17 protein-coding genes are annotated in these 20635 nt (G+C 67.2%); 8 read left to right on the forward strand and 9 right to left on the reverse strand.

From position 1 onward, the window contains the following. Positions 1 to 35: 35 nt before the first annotated feature. The 5 genes from rpe to ACP693_RS02055 all read left to right on the forward strand — a co-directional run bounded on the left by rpe (position 36) and on the right by ACP693_RS02055 (position 7598). A complete protein-coding gene (gene rpe, locus ACP693_RS02035; RefSeq protein ID WP_426019313.1) occupies positions 36 to 713 on the forward strand; it encodes a ribulose-phosphate 3-epimerase in 678 nt (225 codons plus the stop codon). Then, complete coding sequence (locus ACP693_RS02040; RefSeq protein ID WP_426019311.1) at positions 710 to 2548, forward strand: heparinase II/III family protein; 1839 nt, start codon at positions 710 to 712, stop codon at positions 2546 to 2548. Before rpe ends, ACP693_RS02040 begins: the two co-directional genes overlap by 4 nt. Before the next feature lie 80 nt (positions 2549 to 2628). Next, positions 2629 to 4233, forward strand: coding sequence for a bifunctional phosphoribosylaminoimidazolecarboxamide formyltransferase/IMP cyclohydrolase (purH, locus tag ACP693_RS02045; protein ID WP_426019309.1), 1605 nt, complete (start codon positions 2629 to 2631; stop codon positions 4231 to 4233). Positions 4234 to 4373: 140 nt separating this feature from the next. Next, on the forward strand, positions 4374 to 5273 hold the full coding sequence (locus ACP693_RS02050; protein ID WP_426019308.1) for a dienelactone hydrolase family protein: 900 nt from the start codon (positions 4374 to 4376) through the stop codon (positions 5271 to 5273). A gap of 240 nt (positions 5274 to 5513) precedes the next feature. After that, positions 5514 to 7598, forward strand: a complete 2085-nt coding sequence (locus ACP693_RS02055) for a S8 family peptidase (protein WP_426019306.1) — start codon at positions 5514 to 5516, stop codon at positions 7596 to 7598. A 24-nt stretch (positions 7599 to 7622) separates the two neighbouring features. On the opposite strand, the gene grpE is transcribed toward ACP693_RS02055, so the two are convergent. Beyond that, positions 7623 to 8264 carry a nucleotide exchange factor GrpE gene (gene grpE / locus ACP693_RS02060; protein ID WP_426019304.1) on the reverse strand — a complete coding sequence of 214 codons (642 nt, stop codon included), beginning with the start codon at positions 8262 to 8264 and terminating at the stop codon, positions 7623 to 7625. Continuing rightward, positions 8261 to 9319, reverse strand: a complete 1059-nt coding sequence (hrcA, locus tag ACP693_RS02065; protein WP_426019302.1) for a heat-inducible transcriptional repressor HrcA — start codon at positions 9317 to 9319, stop codon at positions 8261 to 8263. The genes grpE and hrcA overlap by 4 nt, the downstream gene beginning before the upstream one ends. A gap of 98 nt (positions 9320 to 9417) precedes the next feature. Here hrcA and rph point away from each other — a divergent pair, with 98 nt between their 5' ends. Both rph and ACP693_RS02075 read left to right on the forward strand, forming a co-directional pair. Further along, entirely contained in the window at positions 9418 to 10143 is a 726-nt protein-coding gene (rph, locus tag ACP693_RS02070; RefSeq protein WP_426019301.1) for a ribonuclease PH, read from the forward strand. Between the two features lie 64 nt (positions 10144 to 10207). Then, positions 10208 to 10669 (forward strand): hypothetical protein, encoded by a 462-nt coding sequence (locus ACP693_RS02075; RefSeq protein ID WP_426019300.1) that lies wholly within the window; start codon positions 10208 to 10210, stop codon positions 10667 to 10669. Positions 10670 to 10679: 10 nt separating this feature from the next. Here ACP693_RS02075 and glmM read toward each other — a convergent pair whose 3' ends face one another. Beyond that, positions 10680 to 12029, reverse strand: a complete 1350-nt coding sequence (glmM, locus tag ACP693_RS02080) for a phosphoglucosamine mutase (protein ID WP_426019299.1) — start codon at positions 12027 to 12029, stop codon at positions 10680 to 10682. Positions 12030 to 12191: 162 nt separating this feature from the next. Here glmM and glmS point away from each other — a divergent pair, with 162 nt between their 5' ends. Continuing rightward, positions 12192 to 14006: a glutamine--fructose-6-phosphate transaminase (isomerizing) gene (gene glmS / locus ACP693_RS02085; RefSeq protein WP_426019298.1), complete on the forward strand. Its 1815-nt coding sequence runs from the start codon at positions 12192 to 12194 to the stop codon at positions 14004 to 14006. Here glmS and ACP693_RS02090 read toward each other — a convergent pair. From ACP693_RS02090 to ACP693_RS02115, 6 genes are all read right to left on the reverse strand, one after another. Beyond that, the gene (locus ACP693_RS02090) at positions 13967 to 14635 is read right to left on the reverse strand and encodes a Crp/Fnr family transcriptional regulator (RefSeq protein WP_426019296.1); all 669 of its coding nucleotides are present in this window, start codon (positions 14633 to 14635) and stop codon (positions 13967 to 13969) included. The genes glmS and ACP693_RS02090 overlap by 40 nt on opposite strands. A gap of 52 nt (positions 14636 to 14687) precedes the next feature. Beyond that, positions 14688 to 15431 (reverse strand): Crp/Fnr family transcriptional regulator, encoded by a 744-nt coding sequence (locus ACP693_RS02095; RefSeq protein ID WP_426019294.1) that lies wholly within the window; start codon positions 15429 to 15431, stop codon positions 14688 to 14690. Beyond that, entirely contained in the window at positions 15428 to 15691 is a 264-nt protein-coding gene (locus ACP693_RS02100) for a DUF6894 family protein (RefSeq protein ID WP_426019292.1), read from the reverse strand. The genes ACP693_RS02095 and ACP693_RS02100 overlap by 4 nt, the downstream gene beginning before the upstream one ends. A 70-nt stretch (positions 15692 to 15761) precedes the next feature. After that, on the reverse strand, positions 15762 to 17261 hold the full coding sequence (locus ACP693_RS02105; protein WP_426019291.1) for a phosphomannomutase/phosphoglucomutase: 1500 nt from the start codon (positions 17259 to 17261) through the stop codon (positions 15762 to 15764). Between the two features lie 10 nt (positions 17262 to 17271). Continuing rightward, a complete protein-coding gene (locus ACP693_RS02110) occupies positions 17272 to 18357 on the reverse strand; it encodes a glycosyltransferase family 4 protein (protein WP_426019289.1) in 1086 nt (361 codons plus the stop codon). A 108-nt stretch (positions 18358 to 18465) separates the two neighbouring features. Next, on the reverse strand, positions 18466 to 20532 hold the full coding sequence (locus ACP693_RS02115) for a sugar phosphate nucleotidyltransferase (protein WP_426019287.1): 2067 nt from the start codon (positions 20530 to 20532) through the stop codon (positions 18466 to 18468). Between the last annotated feature and the right edge of the window lie 103 nt (positions 20533 to 20635).

A 20635-nucleotide genomic window follows, 5' to 3' on the forward strand; every position in this document is an offset into this window, starting at 1 on the left:
TGCTCCCGCCCGCAACCCGCCTTATCCGGAAGGCCATGGCCCTCACCCCTCTGATCTGCCCGTCGATCCTCGCCAGCGATTTCGCGCGGCTGGGTGAAGAAGTCCGCGCGCTGGAGGCGGCGGGCGCCGACTGGATCCACGTCGATGTGATGGATGGGCATTTCGTGCCGAACATCACGCTTGGCCCCGACATCGTGAAGGCGATCCGGCCGCACACGAGCCTGCCGTTCGACGTGCACCTGATGGTCGCGCCGGTCGATCCGTGGCTGGAGGCGTTCCGCGAAGCCGGCGCCGATGTCCTGACCGTCCATCCCGAGAGCGGGCCGCACCTGCATCGCACCCTGGGCCGCATTCGCCAGCTGGGCGCCAAGGCGGGCGTGGTGTTCAATCCGGCGACGCCGCTGTCGATCCTGGAAGAGGTGGTCGACCTGGTCGATCTGGTGCTGATCATGTCGGTCAATCCGGGCTTTGGCGGCCAGAAGTTCATCGACAGTTCGCTGCGCAAGATCGCCGGCGCGCGGGCCATTCTGGACCGGGCCGGTTCGGCGGCGCACCTGCAGGTGGACGGCGGCGTGACCTCGGCCAACGCCGGGGCCTGCGTCGCCGCCGGGGCCGATGCGCTGGTCGCCGGGTCCTTCGTGTTCAAGGGCGATTACGCGGCCAATATCGCCGCCCTGAAAGCCGCCCCGGCCACCCCTCAGAACGTGCTGTGAGTCCGCTCGGCCCCTTCGCCCCGCGCGGGCAGGAAACCACGCTGGACGTCGCCTCGGGCCAGATCCCCGGCCTGCCCGGCGCCCCGGTGCGCACGCCTGTACGCTCGGGCGATACGATCGCGGGGCCAGGCCTGTGGCCGGCCATCGCCGGACGGGTGGCGACGCGACAGCTGTGGATCGAGCTCTATGGCCTGCCCGGCTATGGACTGACCTTGGGCGGCGGCAAGGTGACGGCCTTCGCCGCCACGCCGCGCGACTTCCGCCCCCATGATGCGGCGCCGGGCCGCAATGTCCTGGCCGGACGTTTCATGCTGGCGGGGGCCTCGATGGAGGTCGAGGCGCCGTCCGATCCGTGGAACCGGCCCAGCCCCTCGCGGCCGTTCGCCGTTGAACTTCACGCCTTCGCCTGGCTGCCGGGCTTGATGGCCCAGGGAGAACGGGGCGCGCGCGAGGCGTTGCGTTTGACCCTGGCCTGGGCCGACGCCTTCGCCCGCTGGTCGCCTTTCGCCTGGGGACCGGAAATCCTGGGGCGGCGGGTGGTCAATCTGGCGTGCGGCGCGCGTCGGATGGGCGCCGTCGCGACCGAGGCCGAGCGTTTGAAGCTGGCCGACAGCCTGGCGCGCCAGACGCGTCAGCTGCTGCGACCGCCCGGCGGGCTGGCCAGCCGGGCCGAAAGGCTGACGGCGGCGGCCATCGGCGGCTCCGTCCTGGCCGGCGCGCCGGGGCAGGCCTTGCGTCGTCGCGCGCTGGGGCGGCTGGACGGCGCCTTGAAGGCCACGGTCCAGGACGACGGCGGTCATACCACGCGCAGTCCCGAGGCGGGGCTGGAGCTTCTGCTCGATCTGTTGACGCTGGACGACGCCCTGTCGCAACTGTCCGAGCCGACGCCGGACGGCGTTTCGGCGGCCATCGCGCGGCTGACGCAGGGCTTGCGCCTTCTGACCCTGCCCGACGGCCGTCTGGCTAGCTTCCAGGGTGGCGGTCCGTCCAGCGCCGAACGGGTCGCGGCGGCCCGCGCCCATGACGACGAGGCCGCCCCGGCCAAGGGCGATACCGCCCATTCGCCCGCCGGCACGGTCGCCGGCCTGACGCGCATCGCCAGCCCGCTGCTGACCATCATGGCGGACGCCGCCCCGCCGGCCCGAGGCGCCTGGGGCGCGGCCGCCTGCGCCCAGCCGATGGCGCTGGAGATCGCCTGCGGTAAGGACCGACTGGTGACCGGCTCGGGCTGGACCCCGGCCTCGACCGATCGTCAGGCTTTGCGGCTGACGCCCGCCCATTCGACCCTGACCCTGGGCGAGCGGTCGCTGAACGAGCCGCTGGGCGGTTGGAAGGGCGACCTGCTGGGCCCGCGGCTGGTCGGACCGCCGATCCATGTGACGACGGACCTGCGCGACGGCGACGGCGCGGTCTGGCTGGAGATGGAGCACGATGGCTGGAACGAGCTGTTCGGCCTGAACCATCAGCGGCGGCTGTATCTCGACCAGCGGCTGGACGAGCTGCGGGCCGAGGAGAAGCTGTTCCCGACGCCGGGCCGCAAGGAGATGGTGCGCCAGATCGCGGCCCCCTACGCCATCCGTTTCCATCTGGAGCCGGGGGTACAGGCCTCGCTGGCGCGCGACCGCCGCTCGATCCTGCTGCGCGGCGCCTCGGGCCGGGGCTGGTGGTTCCGGACCGACGGACCGGATGTGGCCATCGAACCCAGCGTCCATATCGACGCCGGCCTGACGCGCCGCAGCTTGCAGATCGTGGTGCGCGGCTCGGCCCGGACAGACAGCGAGAGCAAGATCCGCTGGAAGCTGAGCCCTGCCGGCGCGAGCGGCGATCCGAGCTGAAACCGTCCGTGGGGTGACGTGACGCCGGTTTGGGTCTAGACGGCGCGCCATCCTCCCCCAGCCTTCACGGACGCCGCCTCATGCCCGCCGCTCCCGACTTTCCGCCCGCGCCCGATCAGGTGAAGCCGCAACGCGCCCTGATCTCCTTGTCCGACAAGACCGGGCTGGAAGACGCCGCTCGCACCCTGCATGACCTGGGCGTCGAACTGGTCTCGACCGGCGGCACACGCGCGGCCATCGAAAAGCTCGGCCTGCCGGTCAAGGACGTGGCCGATCTGACCGGATTCCCCGAGATGATGGACGGCCGGGTCAAGACCCTGCACCCCGTGGTCCACGGCGGCCTGCTGGGCGTGCGCGACGCGGCCGACCATGCCCAGGCCATGACCGACCATGGCATCGGCGCCATCGATATCGTCTGGATCGACCTCTATCCGTTCGAATCCACCGTGGCGGCGGGCGGGTCGTTCGAGGCGGCGGTCGAGAACATCGACATCGGCGGCCCGGCCATGATCCGTTCGGGCTCCAAGAACCACGGCTATGTCGCCGTCGCAGTCGATGGCGAGTCCATCGGCCTGATCCTGGAGGCGTTGAAGGCGGACGGTTCGACCGATCTGGCCCTGCGCAAACGTCTGGCCGCCCGCGCCTTCGCCCGCACCGCCGCCTATGACGCCGCCGTCTCCGGCTGGTTCGCAAGCCAGGTCGAGGACGTCGCCCCGGCCCGCAAGTCCATCGCCGGTTCGCTGGCCCAGACCCTGCGCTACGGCGAGAACCCGCACCAGACCGGCGCCTTCTATCGCACCGGCGAGGCCCGTCCGGGCGTGGCCCATGCGACCCAGATCCAGGGCAAGGAGCTGGGCTACAACAACATCGCCGACGCCGACGCCGCCTATGAGCTGGTCGCCGAGTTCGAACAGCCCGCCGTCGTCATCGTCAAACACGCCAACCCCTGCGGCGTGGCCGTGGGCAAGGATCTTTCGGAAGCCTACGCCCGCGCGCTGGAATGCGACGCCGTCTCCGCTTTTGGGGGCGTGATCGCTGTCAACCGCCCGCTGAACGGCGACGACGCCCGCGCCATCACCGGCATCTTCACCGAAGTGGTCATCGCCCCCGGCGCCAACCAGGAAGCCAAGGCCGTCTTCGCCGCCAAGAAGAACCTGCGTCTGCTGATCACGGACGGCCTGCCTGACCCGCATGGGCCGGGCGAGGTCTTCCGCTCGGTCGCCGGCGGTTTCCTGGTTCAGAGCCGCGACCGGTCGCTGATCAAGCCGTCGGACCTGAAGATCGTCACCCAGCGCCAGCCGACGCCGACCGAGATCCAGGACATGCTGTTCGCCTTCACCGTGGCCAAACACGTCAAGTCCAACGCCATCGTCTACGCCAAGGACGGCCAGACGGCCGGCATCGGCGCCGGTCAGATGAACCGCCTCGACAGCGCCCGCATCGCCGCCATCCGCGCCAAGGAGGCCGGAGAAGCCAAGGGTCTGACCCAGTCCCTGGCCGAGGGTTCGGCCTGCGCCTCCGAAGCCTTCTTCCCCTTCGCCGACGGCCTGCTGGAAGCGGTCGCGGCCGGCGCCACGGCGGTGATCCAACCCGGCGGCTCGATGCGCGACGCCGAGGTCATCGCCGCCGCCGACGAAAAGGGCATCGCCATGGCCTTCACCGGCGTGCGCGTCTTCAGGCACTGATCTGGGAAGGAAGGGCGCTACCGCTCGACGCGCGGCGTCTCGCTGCTTGAGCGCCCTTCCTTGCGCGTCTTCGTGACTGGACGCGGATAACGGCCGGGGCCACTGTCAGCTCATCTGACAGATGACCGGAGCCCCTGCCGATGACCGTTCTGATCCGTCCCGAAGGCCAGACCGCCGACGACCTGAAGCTGAGCCGACGAAGCCTGGGGGCGCTCGGGGGGCTGTTGTTCTCCGGCTATGCCGTCGCGGCCCTGGCCAAGGAGGCCAAGCCGATCACGACCGACGACGCGGGTCTTGCCACGGAGACCACGACCTATGCCGCGCCGGACGGGTTCCAGCTTCCGGCCTATGTCGCGCGGCCGACGGGCGAGGGGCCTTTTCCGGTCGTCGTCGTCGTGTCCGAGATCTTCGGCGTCCACGAATATATCCGCGACATTTGCCGCCGCCTGGCCAAACAGGGCTATGCCGCCATCGCGCCCGCCTTCTTCAACCGGGTCGAGGATCCCGCGCCCCTGTCGGACATGCAGCGGATCATGCAGATCGTCGGCGCCGCGAACTATGAGCAGGTGATGGGCGACCTGTCGGCGACGCTGGAGTGGGCCAGCCAGCAGGCGTGGGCCAAGGACGGCAAGGTCGGGATCACCGGCTATTGCTGGGGCGGCAAGGTGGTGTGGCAGGCGGCGGCCCGCTTCGCCGCCATCGGCGCCGGCGTGGCCTGGTACGGCCGTCTGGCGCCCGCCGCCGATGCGACGCCGGTGCAGATCTCGTCGGGTCAACCCTGGCCGGTCGATATCGCCGACGACCTCAAGGCGCCGGTGCTGGGCCTCTATGGCGGCAAGGATCAGGGCATTCCGCTGGCCAGCGTGGAGCGTATGCGCGAGGCCCTGGCCCGTGCGGGCCAGAGCGGCAGCCAGATCGTCGTCTATCCCGACGCCCAGCACGGTTTCCACGCCGATTACCGCGCCAGCTATTCCGAGACGGACGCCAGGGACGGCTGGTCCAAACTGCTGGCGACCTTCGATAAAGCGTTAAAGAATTAGGGCGTTACTGATGTGAAGGCTGCGGAGGGCGGCCTGAGTGAGGGGTTGGATATGAACGGATTGCGGCGTCGCGGAGTGGTCGTTCTGGGCCTGAGCCTGCTGTTCCTTCCGCTGGCCGCGTGCGGCGGCGGGGGAGGCGGCGGTGGTGGTGGTGGCACGATCACGCCCCCTGTTCCACCGCCTCCTCCTCCGCCACCCCCGCCCCCGCCTCCTCCTCCGCCACCCCCGCCGCCGCCCTCGGTGACATCGAGCGAATATCTGCGGAACTATGGCCTGGCCAATATGAAGGCCCAGGTCGCCTGGCAGGCCGGGGCGACCGGCTCGGGCGTCACCGTCGCCGTCGTCGATTCCGGCATCGCCAACACCCTGCCCGAGCTCGAAGGGCGGATATCCAGCGCCTCGACCGACGTGGTCGCGGGCCGCAACACCCCCTATGTCGCCTCAGGCAGCCACGGCACGCGGGTGTCGGGGGTCATCGCCTCGAACTTCAACGGCTTCGGCACGATCGGCGTGGCCTATCAGTCGACCATCCTGTCGATCCGCACCGACATCTCGGACTGCACGGACAAGAACACCGAGGTCTGTTTCAGCAGTTCGGACCTGGTGCGCGCCCTGGACTACGCCGTAGCCAACGGGGTCAAGATCATCAACATGTCGCTGGGCGGCGACGGGCGGCTGGGGTCGGCGTTCGAGGCGGCGCTGCTGCGCGCCGTGAACTCCGGCGCAGTGATCGTGGCCTCGTCGGGCAATGACGGCGAGGCCAATCCCGGCTGGCCTGCGCGCTACGCCATCGACCCCCGCTTCGCCGGCAGCGTGATCGCCGTTGGTTCGCATGGCGCGACCGATGTGATGTCCAGCTTCTCCAACCGGGCCGGCGATACGGCGGTCGGTTATATTTCAGCGCCGGGCGAAGACGTCATCACCGGCTGCGAAGGCACGTCCTGCTGGCGGGTCAACGGCACATCGTTTTCGGCGCCCCATGTCTCGGGAGCCCTGGCCCTGCTGATGCAGGCCTTCCCCAATCTGACTGCTCGGGCAGCCTTGGCCATTCTAGTCGATACGGCGCGGGATGCGGGTGATCCAGGAACCGACATCGTCTATGGACGTGGCCTGCTGGACATGGCCGGCGCCTTCCGGCCGGTCGGCACGACCTCGACCCCGATGGCGGACGGAAGCTCCATCGTGACCCTCAGCGAGCCGGGCAGTTTCGTCGGGGCGGCCTTCGGCGACGCCTTCCTGCGTCAGAGCGCGCTGAACACGGTGCTGTACGACGCCTATGACCGGATGTTCGCGGTCCAGCTTGGCGGGGCCTATCCGACGGCGCCCAGCCGATCCTATCAGGCCGCGCCCTTCGAACAGAACACCACCGCCACCACCACCCTGGCCCTACCGGGCGGCGGACGGCTGAACCTGATCGCGGCCCAGCCCAGCGCGACGCCCGAACCCGTGGCGCCGCGCCACGACCTCTATGATGCGCCGTGGATGGGCGACGAACCGCGCCAGGAGGCGATGCTGGACCTGGAAACCGGCCGGATGAACTTCTCCGTCTGGCAGGGCAAGGGCGGGGCGGCGTCGCCGTTCGAAGGCTCGGCCGGCGATGGGTTTGCATCCCTGGCCCAGGCCGACCATGCGGTGCGCGGCGCGATGCGGTTCGGCGCCGTGACCGTGTCGGCCGAAAGCGGCGGCGGCGACCGCCGCATGCCCCTGCGCCGCGTGGAGGAGGACGCCTCGACCTATAGTCGGGCGGCGATCGGATGGCGGGGCGCCGAGGGCGGCCTGTCGTTCAGCGTCGGCGCCTTGGATGAACGTCTTGGGCCCTTGGGCGCCTTCCTGCCCGGCGGGTCGGACTTCGCCCTGCCGTCGCGCACCAGCTTCTATGCCGTGGGCGGCGACTGGACGTTGAGGCCGGGTCTGCGACTGATCGGCGAAGCGGGCATGGGGTCGACGCAGATCGAGGGACGGTTCCTGTCGATGGATCAGGCGGCGATCAGTTCGAACTGGCGGCTGGGCCTGCTGACCGGCTGTACGATGGTATGCGACCGGATCAGCTTCACCCTGTCGCAGCCGCTTCGGATCGAGAGCGGGACCTTCTTGGCGCTGCTGGCCGATGTGCCGGTCGAATATTTCGACCCGCTGACCTATTCGCGGCGCAGCTTCTCGGCGTCGCCCAGCGGTCGCCAGATCGACTTCATCCTGGGCGGCGAGCGTCGGCTGTGGGACGGCTCCAGCATGACATTGCAGGCCGTGGCCAGCCGCGAGCCGCGCCATGTGGCGGACGCCGCGCTGGAGTTCGCACTGATCGGGGCCTGGCGGCGTCAGTTCTGACCGACGCCGCCCGCTGACCCGGGATCAGGCCTTGCCGTCGAAGGCCTGACCTTCGGGCGCCTGCGCGGCGCCGTAGGGGTTGGGGCTTTGCGCGCCGGAGCCCTTGGCGGCGACGATGACCATGGCGGGACGGACGGTGCGGCCGAACAGTTCGAAGCCCGACTGCATGGTCTGGAGCACCGATCCGGCGGGCACCGTGTCCGACGGCTGTTCCATCATCGCCTGGTGAAGGTGCGGGTTGAAGGCTTCGCCGGCTTCCGGCGCGACGCGCTTCAGGCCATTGCTGTCGAAGGCTTGAAGCAGGGCCTTCTGGGTCAGTTCCAGCCCGGTCACCAGGCCGGCGGTGGCGCCCTCGGCGTCCTTGGGCGCGGCCATCAGGGCGCGTTCCAGATTGTCGGCCACGCCCAGCAGGTCCTTGGCGAAGCGCTGGATGGCGAAGGCGCGGGCGTCGTTCTGTTGCGTCTCCGAACGGCGCTTCAGGTTCTCCATCTCGGCGGCGACGCGCAGGGCGCGGTCCTTCCACTCGTCGCGCTCGGCGATGACGGCGTCCAGGGGCGTCAGATCGTCACCCCGATTTTCAGAAGGGTGGGCGTCCAGGCCGTGTTCGGCGTCGGTCTCGGCCGCATCCAGGGCGTCGAATTCGTCGTTAAGGGGTTTGTCGCTCACTTGTCGTTCCCGTCCAGCATCCGGCCCAGCACCCGGGCGGTATAGTCCACCAACGGAATGACACGGGCGTAGTTCAGTCTTGCGGGGCCTATGACGCCGATGGCGCCCAGAACCCTTTGTCGGCCGCTCATATAGGGCGCCGCGATCACGGCGGAACCCGAAAGTGAAAACAACCGTGTTTCCGCGCCGATGAAAATGCGCACGCCCTGGGCCGCATCGACGCCGTCCAGCAGGCCGATCAGCTGTTCCTTCTGCTCCAGGTCGTCGAACAGGACGCGCACTCGCTCCAGGTCCGCCAGCCCCTCGCCGTCCTGCAGCAGATTGGCCCGTCCTCGCACGATCAGGGCGCGCTCGCGGTCGGGGCCCCCTGACCAGGCGGCGAACCCGTCCTCGACCAGGCGGGCCGCGGTCTGGTCCAGTTCGCGCCGGGCGATTTCAAGCTCGTGCGTCATCTCGCGCTTGGCGTCGGCGAAGGGCCGGCCGCGCAGGCGCGCATTGAGGAAGTTGGAGGCCTCGACCAAGGTGGACGGCGTGACGCCCGCCGACAGGGTCATGATCCGGTTCTCGACCGTGCCGTCGTCGGCGACGATCACCGCCAGGGCCTGATCCCCGCCCAGGGCCACGAACTCGACGTGCTTGACCCCGGAATCGCGCACGGGGCTGGAAACCACCCCCGCGCCCCCAGCCAGGCCGGACAACAGGTTGGACGCCTCGTCCAAGGCGGATTCGAAGTTGCGCCCGCGCCCCGCCAGCCGTCCGTCGATCTCGCGCCGCTCTTCCTTGGTCAGGTCACCGACTTCCAAGAGGCCGTCCACGAACAGCCGCAGGCCGGCGTGGGTCGGGATACGCCCCGCCGAGGTATGCGGCGCAGCCAGCAGCCCGGCCAGGGTCAGGTCCTGCATCGTGTTGCGGATCGAGGCCGGGGACAGGGCGATCCCGCCCAGCGACAGGGTGCGCGATCCGACCGGCTCGCCCGTCTCCAGATAGCTCTCGACGATGCGGCGGAAGATGTCGCGGGCGCGTGCGTCCAGCCCCGCCAGTCCCGCTAAGGCCATGCCTGGGGATTGGGCGCCATCGAACGGCGGGGTTTTGGGGGCATACAGGCTCACGGTTTCAGGATAAGCACCGCCGCCTCAGCTTCCAAGGACTCATCATGCGCCATTCGCAACGCACCGACGACCAACTGCGTCCCGTGACCATCGAGACCGGCGTCAACCGCTATGCCGAGGGCTCGTGCCTGATCACCTTCGGCCACACCAAGGTGCTGGTGACCGCCTCGGTCGAGGAGAGCATTCCCGGCTGGATGCGCGGCAAGGGCCAGGGTTGGGTCACGGCGGAATACGGCATGCTGCCCCGCGCCACCCACACCCGCGGCCGCCGCGAAGCCGCCGCCGGCAAGCAGTCGGGCCGGACGCAGGAGATTCAGCGCCTGATCGGCCGTAGCCTGCGCGCTGTCGTCGATCTGAAGGCCCTGGGCGAGCGTCAGGTCGTGCTGGACTGTGACGTGATCCAGGCCGACGGCGGCACCCGCACGGCCTCCATCACCGGCGCCTGGGTCGCCATGGCCTCGGCCCTGAACTATCTGCGCGACGAGGGCGTGCTGAAATCCGACCCGATCCTGGACCAGGTGGCGGCCGTGTCGTGCGGCATCTGCAACGGCGTGCCCGTTCTGGACCTGGATTACGAAGAGGACTCCGAGGCCGAGGCGGATTCGAACTTCGTCCTGACCGGTTCGGGCCAGATCGTCGAGGTCCAGGCCACGGGCGAGAAGCGCGGTTTCTCGCGCGCCGAGTTCGACCGGCTGTTCTCGCTGGCCGAGACCGGCTGCACCGAACTGTTCGCCTTGCAGAAGGCGGCGCTGGCGGCCGTGAAGCGATAGGGGGTTTCGCCCTCGGTCGCAGGCAGGCATTCTTGCCCGGTTGGTCCTGACCGGAGACAAGTCGATGCGTCGATCCCAATGGCTTTCGCTTGCCGTCTGCGCCGTGCTGATGGCCGGCTGTCAGCCCTCCGGCCCCGGAGCGCCCGCGTCCAATGAGTCGGCGTCGAACACCGACGTGATCGATGCAGTTCCTCTACAGTCGGAAACCGCGCCGGTCGCTCCGCCGGCTGCCAAGGCGGATGCTCCGGCTAAGGCGCCGGCAAAGCCCGCCGAGGAGCCCCAGGCCGGCATCCCCGAGGGGCCGGACATGGCGCCTCAGCCGGTTCCGGTCAGCGAAGTTCCGTGTCGTGAAGCCATCGGGGCCGCCGCCTCGGCCCGCCTGGTCGAGCGCTGCATCCAGGTCAGCCCGGCGACGCGCCCGCCCTGCAACGCCGCCAACCCTTGCGACCTGATCCAGGGCGAGATCGACCGGTCCTGCAAGCTGTGGGAACGCGACGGCGATCCGCCGGCGGCGTGCAAGCCTTAAGGGTCGACCCTCAGCCGGCGGCGCGCACCGCGCCGGCGACATCCGCCACCACCCGCTTCACCAGCGCCTCGTCGTCGCCTTCCGCCATGACGCGGATCAGTTTTTCCGTGCCCGACGGTCGCACCAGCAGCCGCCCCTGACCCTTCAGCGCCGCCTCGGCCTCGGCGATGGCGGCCTTGACCGTGTCGGTCTCCAGCGGCTTTTCGGCGGTGAAGCGGACGTTCTCAAGCTTTTGCGGCACCGGATCGAACTGGCGGGCCAGTTCGCTCATCGGCTTGCCGGATTCGACCAGGACGGCCAGCACCTGCAGCGCCGCCATCAGGCCGTCGCCGGTCGTGGCGTGGTCGTGCAGGATGATATGGCCCGACTGTTCGCCGCCGATGTTGAAGCCGCCCTCGCGCATCCGCTCCATCACATAGCGGTCGCCGACCTTGGTCCGCTCCAGCGTCAGGCCTTCTGACTTCAGCTTCCGTTCGAGCCCCAGGTTGGACATGACGGTGGCGACCACGCCGCCGCCGGTCAGGAGGCCGCGTCTGGCCCAGTCCAGACCGACCAAGGCCATGATCTGGTCCCCGTCCACGACCTGGCCCTTTTCGTCGCAGATGATCAACCGGTCGGCGTCGCCGTCCAGGGCGATGCCGATGTCGGCGCGGTAGCGTTTGACCGCATCGACCAGGGTCGCCGGATGGGTCGAGCCGCATTCGGCGTTGATGTTGGTCCCGTTCGGGGTCACCCCGACGGGGAAGACCTCGGCGCCCAGTTCGAACAGGGTGGTGGGCGCGACCTTGTAGCCGGCGCCGTTGGCGCAATCGACCGCGATGCGCAGACCTTGCAGCGTCAGCCGCTTGGGGAAGGCCTGTTTGGCGATCTCGATATAGCGGGCCTGGGCGTCGTCGATCCGCTTGACCCGACCCAGCTTGTTTGACGGCGCCAGACCCTGGTCCAGGCCTTGGTCCATCATGGCCTCGATCTTCAGCTCGATCTCGTCCGACAGCTTGTAGCCGTCCGGCCCGAACAGCTTGATCCCGTTGTCGGCATAGTCGTTGTGCGAGGCCGAAATCATCACCCCCAGGTCGGCGCGCATCGACCGGGTCAGCATGGCCACCCCCGGCGTGGGAACGGGGCCGAAGGTGCGCACGTCCATGCCGACCGAGGCGAAGCCGGCGACCAGAGCCGGCTCGATCGTATAGCCCGACAGACGGGTGTCCTTGCCGATCACCACCAGATGGCGGCGGTCATCGTCGGTTCGGAACAATTTCCCGGCGGCCAGACCCACGCGCAGCGCGACCTCTGCCGTCATCGGATAGGTGTTGGCACGCCCGCGAATGCCGTCGGTGCCGAAGTATTTTCTGTCGCCCAAGGCCTGGTCCTTTGTTTCGGGTAACGTTCCGAAACCCCTTTTTTGATGCGGCCCGCCTTAAGATTGCATAGACGGCCGGTGGGGCTTGATGTGTGGCTTAGCCCCGGATCGCCGCCAGTGCAAAGCGGCGCCCCTTTCCCTGACCTCTCGGAGCCTTCGCTTATGTGCGGCATCATCGGCGTCACCGGCAACGGACCTGTCGTTCCCCGGCTGATCGACAGCCTGAAGCGGCTGGAGTACCGCGGCTATGACTCCGCCGGCGTCGCCGCCGTTGTCGATGGCGCGGTCGAGCGTCGCCGGGCCCAGGGCAAGATCCGCAATCTGGAGGCCGTTCTGGCCGAACAGCCGATGACGGCGACGGTCGGCATCGGCCATACCCGCTGGGCCACCCACGGCGCGCCCACGACGGCGAACGCCCACCCGCACAAGGCCGGGCGCGTCACCCTGGTCCACAACGGCATCATCGAGAACTTCGCCGAGCTGAAGGCGGAACTGGCCGCCGAGGGCCATGTCTTCGAAAGCCAGACCGACACCGAGGTCATCGCCCACCTGCTGGACGCCGAACTGAACACGGGCCGCAGCCCCCTGGAGGCGTTCAAGATCACGCTGGACCGCCTGACCGGCGCCTATGCGCTGGCGGTGCTGATCGACGGGACGAACGACCTGATCCTGGGCGCCCGGCGCGGCAGTCCCTTGGTGGTCGGCTGGGGCGAGGACGAGATGTATCTGGGTTCGGACGCGCTGGCCGTGGGCCCGTTCACCCAGAAGATTTCCTATTTGGAAGAGGGCGATTACGTCGCCGTGACCAAGGCCGGGGCCCAGATGTTCGACGTGACCGGAAAGCCGGTCGATCGCGCAGTGGTCCAGGTCTCGGCCTCCTCGGCCATGGTCGAGAAGGGCGAATATCGCCACTTCATGGAAAAGGAAATCCATGAACAGCCCGACAGCGTCCAGCACACCTTGTCGGAATATCTCGACCTGGTGACCGGCACGGCCAAGACCAACACCGTCGATTTCGCCGCCATCGACCGCATCCAGATCGTCGCCTGCGGCACCGCCTTCTACGCCGGTCAGATCGGCCGCTACGCCTTCGAGAAGCTGGCGGGTCTGCCCTGCGACGTCGAGATCGCGTCCGAGTTCCGCTATCGCTCCCCGGCGGTGACGCAAAAGACCCTGGCGGTCGCCGTCAGCCAGTCGGGCGAGACCGCCGACACCCTGGCCAGCCTGACCTGGTGCAAGGCGCAGGGTTTGAACACCGCCGCCGTCGTCAACGTCCATTCCTCTTCCATGGCGCGCGAGGCGGCCGTGCTGTGGCCCACCCACGCCGGGCCGGAAATCGGCGTCGCCTCGACCAAGGCCTTCACCGCCCAGGTCGCCGCCCTGCTGGCGCTGGCCGTCGCAGCGGGCGTGGCGCGCGGCCGGATCGATGCGGCCCGGGAGGCCGAGCTGGTCAAGGCCCTGTTCGAAAGCCCCCGTCTGATCGCCGAGGCCCTGACGATGGGCGACAGCATCCGAGCGGTGGTTCAGGACCTGGCCAAGGCCGACGACGTCCTGTTCCTGGGCCGGGGCGCCATGTTCCCCCTGGCCATGGAGGGCGCGCTGAAGCTGAAGGAGATCAGCTATATCCACGCCGAGGGCTATGCCGCCGGCGAGCTGAAGCACGGTCCCATCGCCCTGATCGACGAGGAGACGCCGACCATCGCCCTGGCCCCGCTGGACGAGGTGTTCGAAAAGACCGCTTCGAACCTGCAGGAAGTCGCCGCGCGCGGCGGTCCTGTCATCATGATCGCCCCTGAAAAAGCGCCAGACCCGCACGGCGCCGGCATCCGCCGCATCCATGCGCCTGACTGCCATCCCCTGATCGCGCCGCTGGTCTATGCCGTGCCGGTCCAGCTGCTGGCCTATTACACCGCCGTTCAGAAGGGCACCGACGTCGATCAGCCCCGCAATCTGGCCAAGTCCGTCACGGTGGAGTGAGGCGAGATCGCCGTCTCGCGCAGGGCCTCCACATCGGCGATCTGAATCGCGCCGCGCCGCAGGCGCAGCGCGCCGGCCGCACACAGTTCGGTGCAGGCGGTCGAGACGCTGGCGCGCCGCACCGCCATCAGGTCGGCCAGGTCGCTCTGGCGCAGGGATACCGTGTCGCCGCCGCCCTGGTCGTGAACGTCAAGGATAAGGGCGGCCAGGCGTTGGGTCACCTTGAGCTCGGCATGACGCCCCAGCTCGGCCTGAAGGGCGGCGTTGCGTTGACGAAGGTCGGTCAGGGTCGCCTCGACCAGGGTGTCACGATCGATGCGCTGGACCAACCGTCGCGCCGGCACCGTCAGGAACCGTCCCGCCGTCAGCCACAGGGCGACTTCCTTTTCGCCCCGCCCCAGCACCGCATCGAAGTTGATCAGATCGTCGCTTGAGGCCAGACCACGTGACAGTGTCTCGTTGGGTCCGATGCGTGCGGCGACGCCGTCGAGAATGAAGGTCACCAGCGGTTCGCCATCACGCGTCAGGGCGGTGCGTTGGCCGGGCACGGCGTCGAAGGCGTCGCCTTCGTCCAATCCCTGAACGGCCAGCAGGGAAAGCAGGGATCGCGCGAGGTTCGAAATGGACATGGATCGCATAGACCGCAAAACGGCGTTCTGCGCGATAACATGCGTTAAGGGGTCAGACGGGGTCGCTCTGAAGCCTCAGATAGGTCGGGTCGAACTCGGCGATCTCGGCCAGGCGTCGCCAGTCGAGGATGTCGATCCGACCGCCCGACCAGTGGATCAACCCCTCGCCGCGCAGTTCCGAGATCAGGCGGCTGACATGGACTGTCGACAGTCCCAGCGCGTCGCCTAGGACGGCTTGCGTCAGGGGCAGATCGAACGTCAGGTCACCGGTCTGGCCGACGGCCTGAAGACGCAGATAGAGCTCGCATACCAAGTGGGCCAGATGACCCAGACCGCTGCGCCGACCCATGGCGACCAGCCATTGTCGGTGGATGGCCGCGTCGATGATGGTGTCCAGCCATAGCAGCCGACCCAGATGAGGATGGCGCTCGGTGATGTCGATCAGTCCGCTATGCGGGGCTTCGGCGACGACGCATTCCGTCAGGGCGACGACCCCATGATCCATCTGCTTCATCAACAGGCTGTGCAGATCGATGAAGTCGCCGGCTACGTTGATCTCGGTGATCTGGCGCGCGCCATCCGCCAGCGTGGAATAGCGGGCGGAGAATCCGGAGATCAGAAGCGTGCTGTGCAGCGGCCGGGTATGTTCGCGGACGATGTCCGAGCCGGCGGCGACCGTCTTGGGCGGTTCCAGCGCCTTCTGCAGGGCCTCGATCTCTTCGGGAGAGATGCGGTCACGCAGGGACAGTTTCTCGACCAGTGTCGTGATCTTGGGCGCGGCTTGAAGTTTGCTCATTGGGCGCTTTCCATCAGGCTCCAGCCGTCAGGGGCATCGTCGGAAGCGGCTGCGGTGACGCTGACGACCGTCTGGCCCTCAGCATCCGTGACGATGACGCTGAAGGCGCGGGTCGTCCAGAAGGAGGCGCCACGATAACGCAGGATTTCGCCCAGAACGGCGACGGCTTCCTCTCTGGCGGCATCGACGCTCTTCAGCTCCTCGCCCTGGTCGTCGCGAATGCAGTCGCCATTTTGGGTATGGAAAAAGTAGCGCGGCAATCTTTCCTCCTGGCAGCAGCCGAGGGAGGAAGCGGTCACGGGGCCGATTGGTTCAGCCCTCTGTGATCTTTCAGATTTCCTGGTTGAAGGCGCCGATTTCCGGATAGGCGGCAAGGCGGGGTTTGATCTCCTTGCGGAAGAGATCTCGCATGTCGTCTTCGGACCGCATGCTCTCGACCACCACCACCAGTTCCGGCTTGTTCGACGAGGCGCGGACTAGGACCCAGGATCCGTCCTCCAGATGCACCCGCACGCCGTTGACGGTGATGGCCTCAAGGATCTTACGACCCAGGATCTCGGCGCCTGCGGCCGCCAGATCCGAATATTCCTTCACGATCCGCTCCAGCACGCCGTACTTCAGCTCGTCGTCACAATGGGGCGACATGGTCAGGCTGGTCCAGGCGTCCGGCAGGGCGGCTTTCAGTTCGCTCAGCTTCTTGCCCGGATTGCGGTCCAGCATGGCCAGGACCGCCCCGGCCGCGACCAGGCCGTCGTCATAGCCGTGGCCCAGATCGCCGGCCATGAAGAAGTGTCCCGATTTCTCGAAGCCGGCCAGGGCGCCCAGTTCGGCGGTCTTGCGCTTGATGTAGGAGTGCCCCGTCTTCCAATAGACGACCTCGGCACCATTGGCCTTGAGGACCTCGTCGGTCTTGTAGAGGCCGGTCGACTTCACATCGACCACGAAGGTGCTGTCTGGATAGACCTTGGACAGGTCGCGGGCCAGCATCAGGCCGATCTTGTCGGCGAAGATCTCCTCGCCAGTGTCGTCCACCACGCCGCAGCGGTCGCCGTCGCCGTCGAAGCCCAGAGCCAGGTCTGCGCCTGTCTCGCGCACCCGCTGGGCCATCTGCACCAGCATGGCGTGGTCTTCGGGGTTCGGATTGTATTTGGGGAAATTGTAGTCGAGATCGGTGTCCATCTCGATCACCTCGACGCCCATCCGGCGCAAGGCGTCGGGCGCAAAGGCGCCTGCTGTGCCGTTGCCGCAGGCGCAGACCACCTTAAGCGGCCGCTTGATCTGAACCTTGGAGGCGACGTCGGCGACATAGGTTTCGCGGAAGTCCTCGACCCGAACCAGTTTGCCGCCCGCCCGGGCCACGCCCTCGCCGTTCAGCACGATCTCTTTCAGCCGGCTCATCTCTTCGGGGCCGAAGGTCAGCGGCTTGTTCGCCCCCATCTTAACGCCGGTCCAGCCATTCTCGTTATGGCTGGCGGTGACCATGGCCACGCAGGGGGCGTCCAGCTCGAACTGGCCGAAATAGGCCATGGGCGACAGGGCCAGACCGACGTCCAGAACCTCCATCCCGCCTTCCAGCAGGCCCAGGATCAGGGCTTGTTTGACGCTGAGGCTGTAGCCGCGGAAGTCATGGCCGGTGACGATCTTCGGCGCGACGCCGATCTCGTGGACATAAGTGGCTAGGCCCAGTCCCAGCGCCTGAATGCCAAGGAGATTGATCTCCTTTTCCAGGATCCAACGCGCATCGTATTCGCGGAAACCAGTGGGCTTAACAAAGGCCAGATTTTCATAATCCGCCGTGTTCGGCGTGAGGTCCTGCCGGGGCTTGAGCATTCTGTGGGGCTCAGGCGGCGGCGCGTTTGCGAATACGGGCGATGCGGCGCAGGCGACGCCAGAAACGGCCGCGCTCCGGCTCGGGATAGGGTTGCAGGTTCTCGACGAACTGATCGGCTGAGGCGCGCCAGCTGAACTTTTCCGCATAGGCGCGCACGACCTTGCGGTCGAGTTCGAGGCACTCCAGGCAGGCGGTCCTGAGGTCCTTGTCGATCGCCCCGGCGTTCGAGCCGGGGATGATATCGATCGGGCCATGCGCGGGGTAGGCGGCGACCGGCGTGCCGGCGGCCATGGCTTCCAGGATCACCAGGCCGAAGGTGTCGGTCCAGCTGGGGAAGACGAAGACGTCGGCGTCGCGGAAGCAGCGGGCCAGCTCGTCACCAAACCGGGCGCCCAGGAATTTGGCCTCGGGATACTTCTCCTGCAGCTCCGCGCGGGCGGGTCCATCGCCGACGACGATCTTGGTGCCGGGCAGGTCGAGCTGAAGGAAAGATTCTATATTCTTCTCGACCGCCACGCGACCGACGTTGAGGAAGAACGGCCGGGGCCAGTTCTTGCCCCCAAGCTCATCGTAAATCCGTTCCAGGTCGGGATTGAACACGTCCGTGTCGACGCCTCGCGACCAAGGAGACACATTCTTGAACCCATGCTCGACCAGTTCGTCGCGCAGGGTCGGTGTCGCCACCATCAGCCGACCCGACGGCTTATGGAACCATTTCATATAGGCATAGCCGACCTGGACCGGGATCGGGAAACGGGCCGAGACATATTCGGGGAATTTGGTGTGGTAGCTGGTCGTGAAGGGCAGCTTCCATTCCACGCAGATGCGACGCGTGGCGATGCCGATCGGACCCTCGGTGGCGATATGCACAGCCTCAGGCTCGAAGGCGCGCAGCATTTCGCGAATCTCTTCCTCCGCACCCAAGGCCAGCCGGATCTCCGGATAGGTCGGGCAGGGAATAGTCTTGAACAGGCTAGGCTCGATGACCTCGACCTCATGGCCCATGCCGCGGCATTCCGCGACCGTGCGGGTCAGGGTGCGGACGACGCCATTGACCTGAGGTTCCCAGGCGTCGGTGGCCAGAACGATGCGCATTGAGGCGGGCGGACCCTGAGCCGTTGAGTAAGGGCGGAACTTCTAGACGGTTCGAATGACGAAGGCGAGACAGCGATTTCCATCGTCGCGGTATGGTTGTCGTTCGGCTCAGGACAGTCGAAGGGCATTGTCTCCATCGTGAGCCAAGGCCCCCAGCGTTTCTCGAAGCTGGATATGAGCCGTCATGATCGAGCGGAGCGATAAGGCCGGTGATGGTTCGTCTATAAAGTCGCCGCTTTCGAGCATGGCGTCGCGCCAGAGGCCTTGAGGCGTAAGGAAAAGCCATACGGCGCGAAGCGCGCACCCTGCCTGTTCCAGCGAGGCCGCGCAGGGGGCGTCGTCAGCCATAGACGCAAGGATCAGTGACGCCTTGAGCCATTGAGTCTGTGACCAAAGCCGGGCGCGACCCCTTTGGATGAGGCCTTGGTCGCTGACGGACTCCACGGCGACACCGCGGTTCAAGTCGATCCCTTGAAGCCCAGCCGTGAAGAGCTTGCGGGCATTCACGAGTGAGGCAGTGTCGGATGTCAATCGGCTGTAGCGGGCCAGCAGCCAAGCCCGATAGAACAGGTCGCCAGGCGACGCTGGATGATCGATGTCTGATGCGGCTTGCATCAGGCTGACGATCTGGTCTGCAGTCCGCCGCCAGCCTGGGTCGGTGCTTATGCCCGCCCAAGCAAGCGCGCCTTCCAGCAGGATGAGAGACTTCGCTTGGTCGGGGGGGGAGGTCTGGTCGCCTATAAGACGGTCGCGAAGGGTGGTGGCGTCGCGCTTCACCGAGGGGTTGCCTGTCGCTGCGAAAATAGCCGCCAAGGCGACAGGAAAGCCACTATGATCGCCTAGTTCGGATTGATCGCTGTCCAATGGCAGGTGCGGCAGACCTTTTTCGACCACCGCCCGCCATGGCCCAGGCCAGTCTTGGCGACCGGCTAGGGCGTAGGCTTCCAGCTGCGCCGCCTGGACTTGCAGAACTGGCGATGTCGCAATGCGACGCCCGCTCGTGCTCAGAAGGGCTTCGAAGGCTCCGGACGTCCCCTGTCCCAACGTGCACCAAACGGGAAGCGCGGACTGACGCAACCATGTCGCCAGCCGCTCAGCACCGCTTTTCAGCAACTCAGGGGTGAGAGCCGGAAAGTCGAGATGCGACGGCGATAGTTTTCCGATCCGTTCGACGATCTTCCTGACGTCCTGGCTGCGCTTCAGGTCGGTGACCAGAACAGCGTCTCGTTCCACGATGACGCCCACGTCCCGCAGACCGATAACCGCGACCATGACACCGTCGGATGACCGGACCAGGCAACCCTCCGAGTCTTCCAGAACATGTAACCCGACGCTGCCTTCGCCGGAGGCTTGCACGGCATCCCAGGCCCCCAAGTCGGACCAGGAGAACCGCACGGGAAGGACCGACGCCCGGCCTGTCTTTTCCATCACCGCATAGTCGATCGAAATCGTCGGAGCGTTGAGGAACTGCGACCCGAGCAACCGGAACCGTCCGTTGAACTCCGCGTGTTCCAGGGCGTCTCTGGCCGCGATCAGGACTGCTGGCGCCTGTTGGGACAGTTCCTCGATCAGCACATCTGCGCGCACGATGAAGTTGCCGCTGTTCCACAGATAGCCGTTGTGGATGTGGCGTTCGGCCGTAAGGGCGTCGGGCTTTTCGACGAAGGCCGCGACGTCCGTGAGGCCTGCCCCGGACGGTGCGATGTAGCCGTAGGCGGAGGACGGTTCTGTGGGCACGACCCCCAGGGTGACGATGCGACCCGTGTCTGCAGCTGCGGCGGCTTCCTGCACTGCTGCGTGAAATGCGCCATGGTCGGGAATGTGGTGGTCGGAGGCGACGAAGAGATTGACGGCTCGCGGGTGCTGTTGAGCGGTCCACAGGGCTGCGACAGCCATTGCCGCGGCGGAATCGCGGCCCTCGGGCTCCAGGAAGATGGTGGCCTTCGCGCCAACCTCGTCCAGTTGGGCCAAAATCTCTAGGCGATGTTGCTTTCCACCCACGACAATCAGTTCGCCGCCCTGCTCCATCAACGGAAGGGCGCGCTCCACCGCGTCTTGAAACAGTGACCGATTGCCTGCCAGCGGAATGAACTGCTTGGGGCGTGAGGGGCGAGAAGCGGGCCAGAGACGCGTGCCCGCCCCGCCGCACATGATAACCGGATAAATCATCGCCATGGTCAAAGCTGCTCCGATTGGATCGTGCAAGTCCAGTAGGAGGAGTCCTTAGTTTGCGAAGCCGCTCAAATCCATCATTGCAAAGAGGTGCGCAGAGGTTGTT

This window comes from Brevundimonas sp. TWP1-3 (assembly GCF_049896085.1).
Classification (GTDB): Bacteria; Pseudomonadota; Alphaproteobacteria; order Caulobacterales; family Caulobacteraceae; genus Brevundimonas.

Excerpts from the sequence above, each read along its gene's own strand:
- hrcA (WP_426019302.1), bottom strand. The coding sequence starts at position 9,319 with ATGGCCTTAGCGGGACTGGCGGGGCTGGACGCACGCGCCCGCGACATC.
- rpe (WP_426019313.1), top strand. The coding sequence starts at position 36 with ATGGCCCTCACCCCTCTGATCTGCCCGTCGATCCTCGCCAGCGATTTC.
- ACP693_RS02090 (WP_426019296.1), bottom strand. The coding sequence starts at position 14,635 with ATGTCCATTTCGAACCTCGCGCGATCCCTGCTTTCCCTGCTGGCCGTT.
- ACP693_RS02050 (WP_426019308.1), top strand. The coding sequence starts at position 4,374 with ATGACCGTTCTGATCCGTCCCGAAGGCCAGACCGCCGACGACCTGAAG.
- glmS (WP_426019298.1), top strand. The coding sequence starts at position 12,192 with ATGTGCGGCATCATCGGCGTCACCGGCAACGGACCTGTCGTTCCCCGG.
- ACP693_RS02105 (WP_426019291.1), bottom strand. The coding sequence starts at position 17,261 with ATGCTCAAGCCCCGGCAGGACCTCACGCCGAACACGGCGGATTATGAA.
- ACP693_RS02110 (WP_426019289.1), bottom strand. The coding sequence starts at position 18,357 with ATGCGCATCGTTCTGGCCACCGACGCCTGGGAACCTCAGGTCAATGGC.
- rph (WP_426019301.1), top strand. The coding sequence starts at position 9,418 with ATGCGCCATTCGCAACGCACCGACGACCAACTGCGTCCCGTGACCATC.
- ACP693_RS02075 (WP_426019300.1), top strand. The coding sequence starts at position 10,208 with ATGCGTCGATCCCAATGGCTTTCGCTTGCCGTCTGCGCCGTGCTGATG.
- ACP693_RS02115 (WP_426019287.1), bottom strand. The coding sequence starts at position 20,532 with ATGGCGATGATTTATCCGGTTATCATGTGCGGCGGGGCGGGCACGCGT.
- purH (WP_426019309.1), top strand. The coding sequence starts at position 2,629 with ATGCCCGCCGCTCCCGACTTTCCGCCCGCGCCCGATCAGGTGAAGCCG.
- ACP693_RS02095 (WP_426019294.1), bottom strand. The coding sequence starts at position 15,431 with ATGAGCAAACTTCAAGCCGCGCCCAAGATCACGACACTGGTCGAGAAA.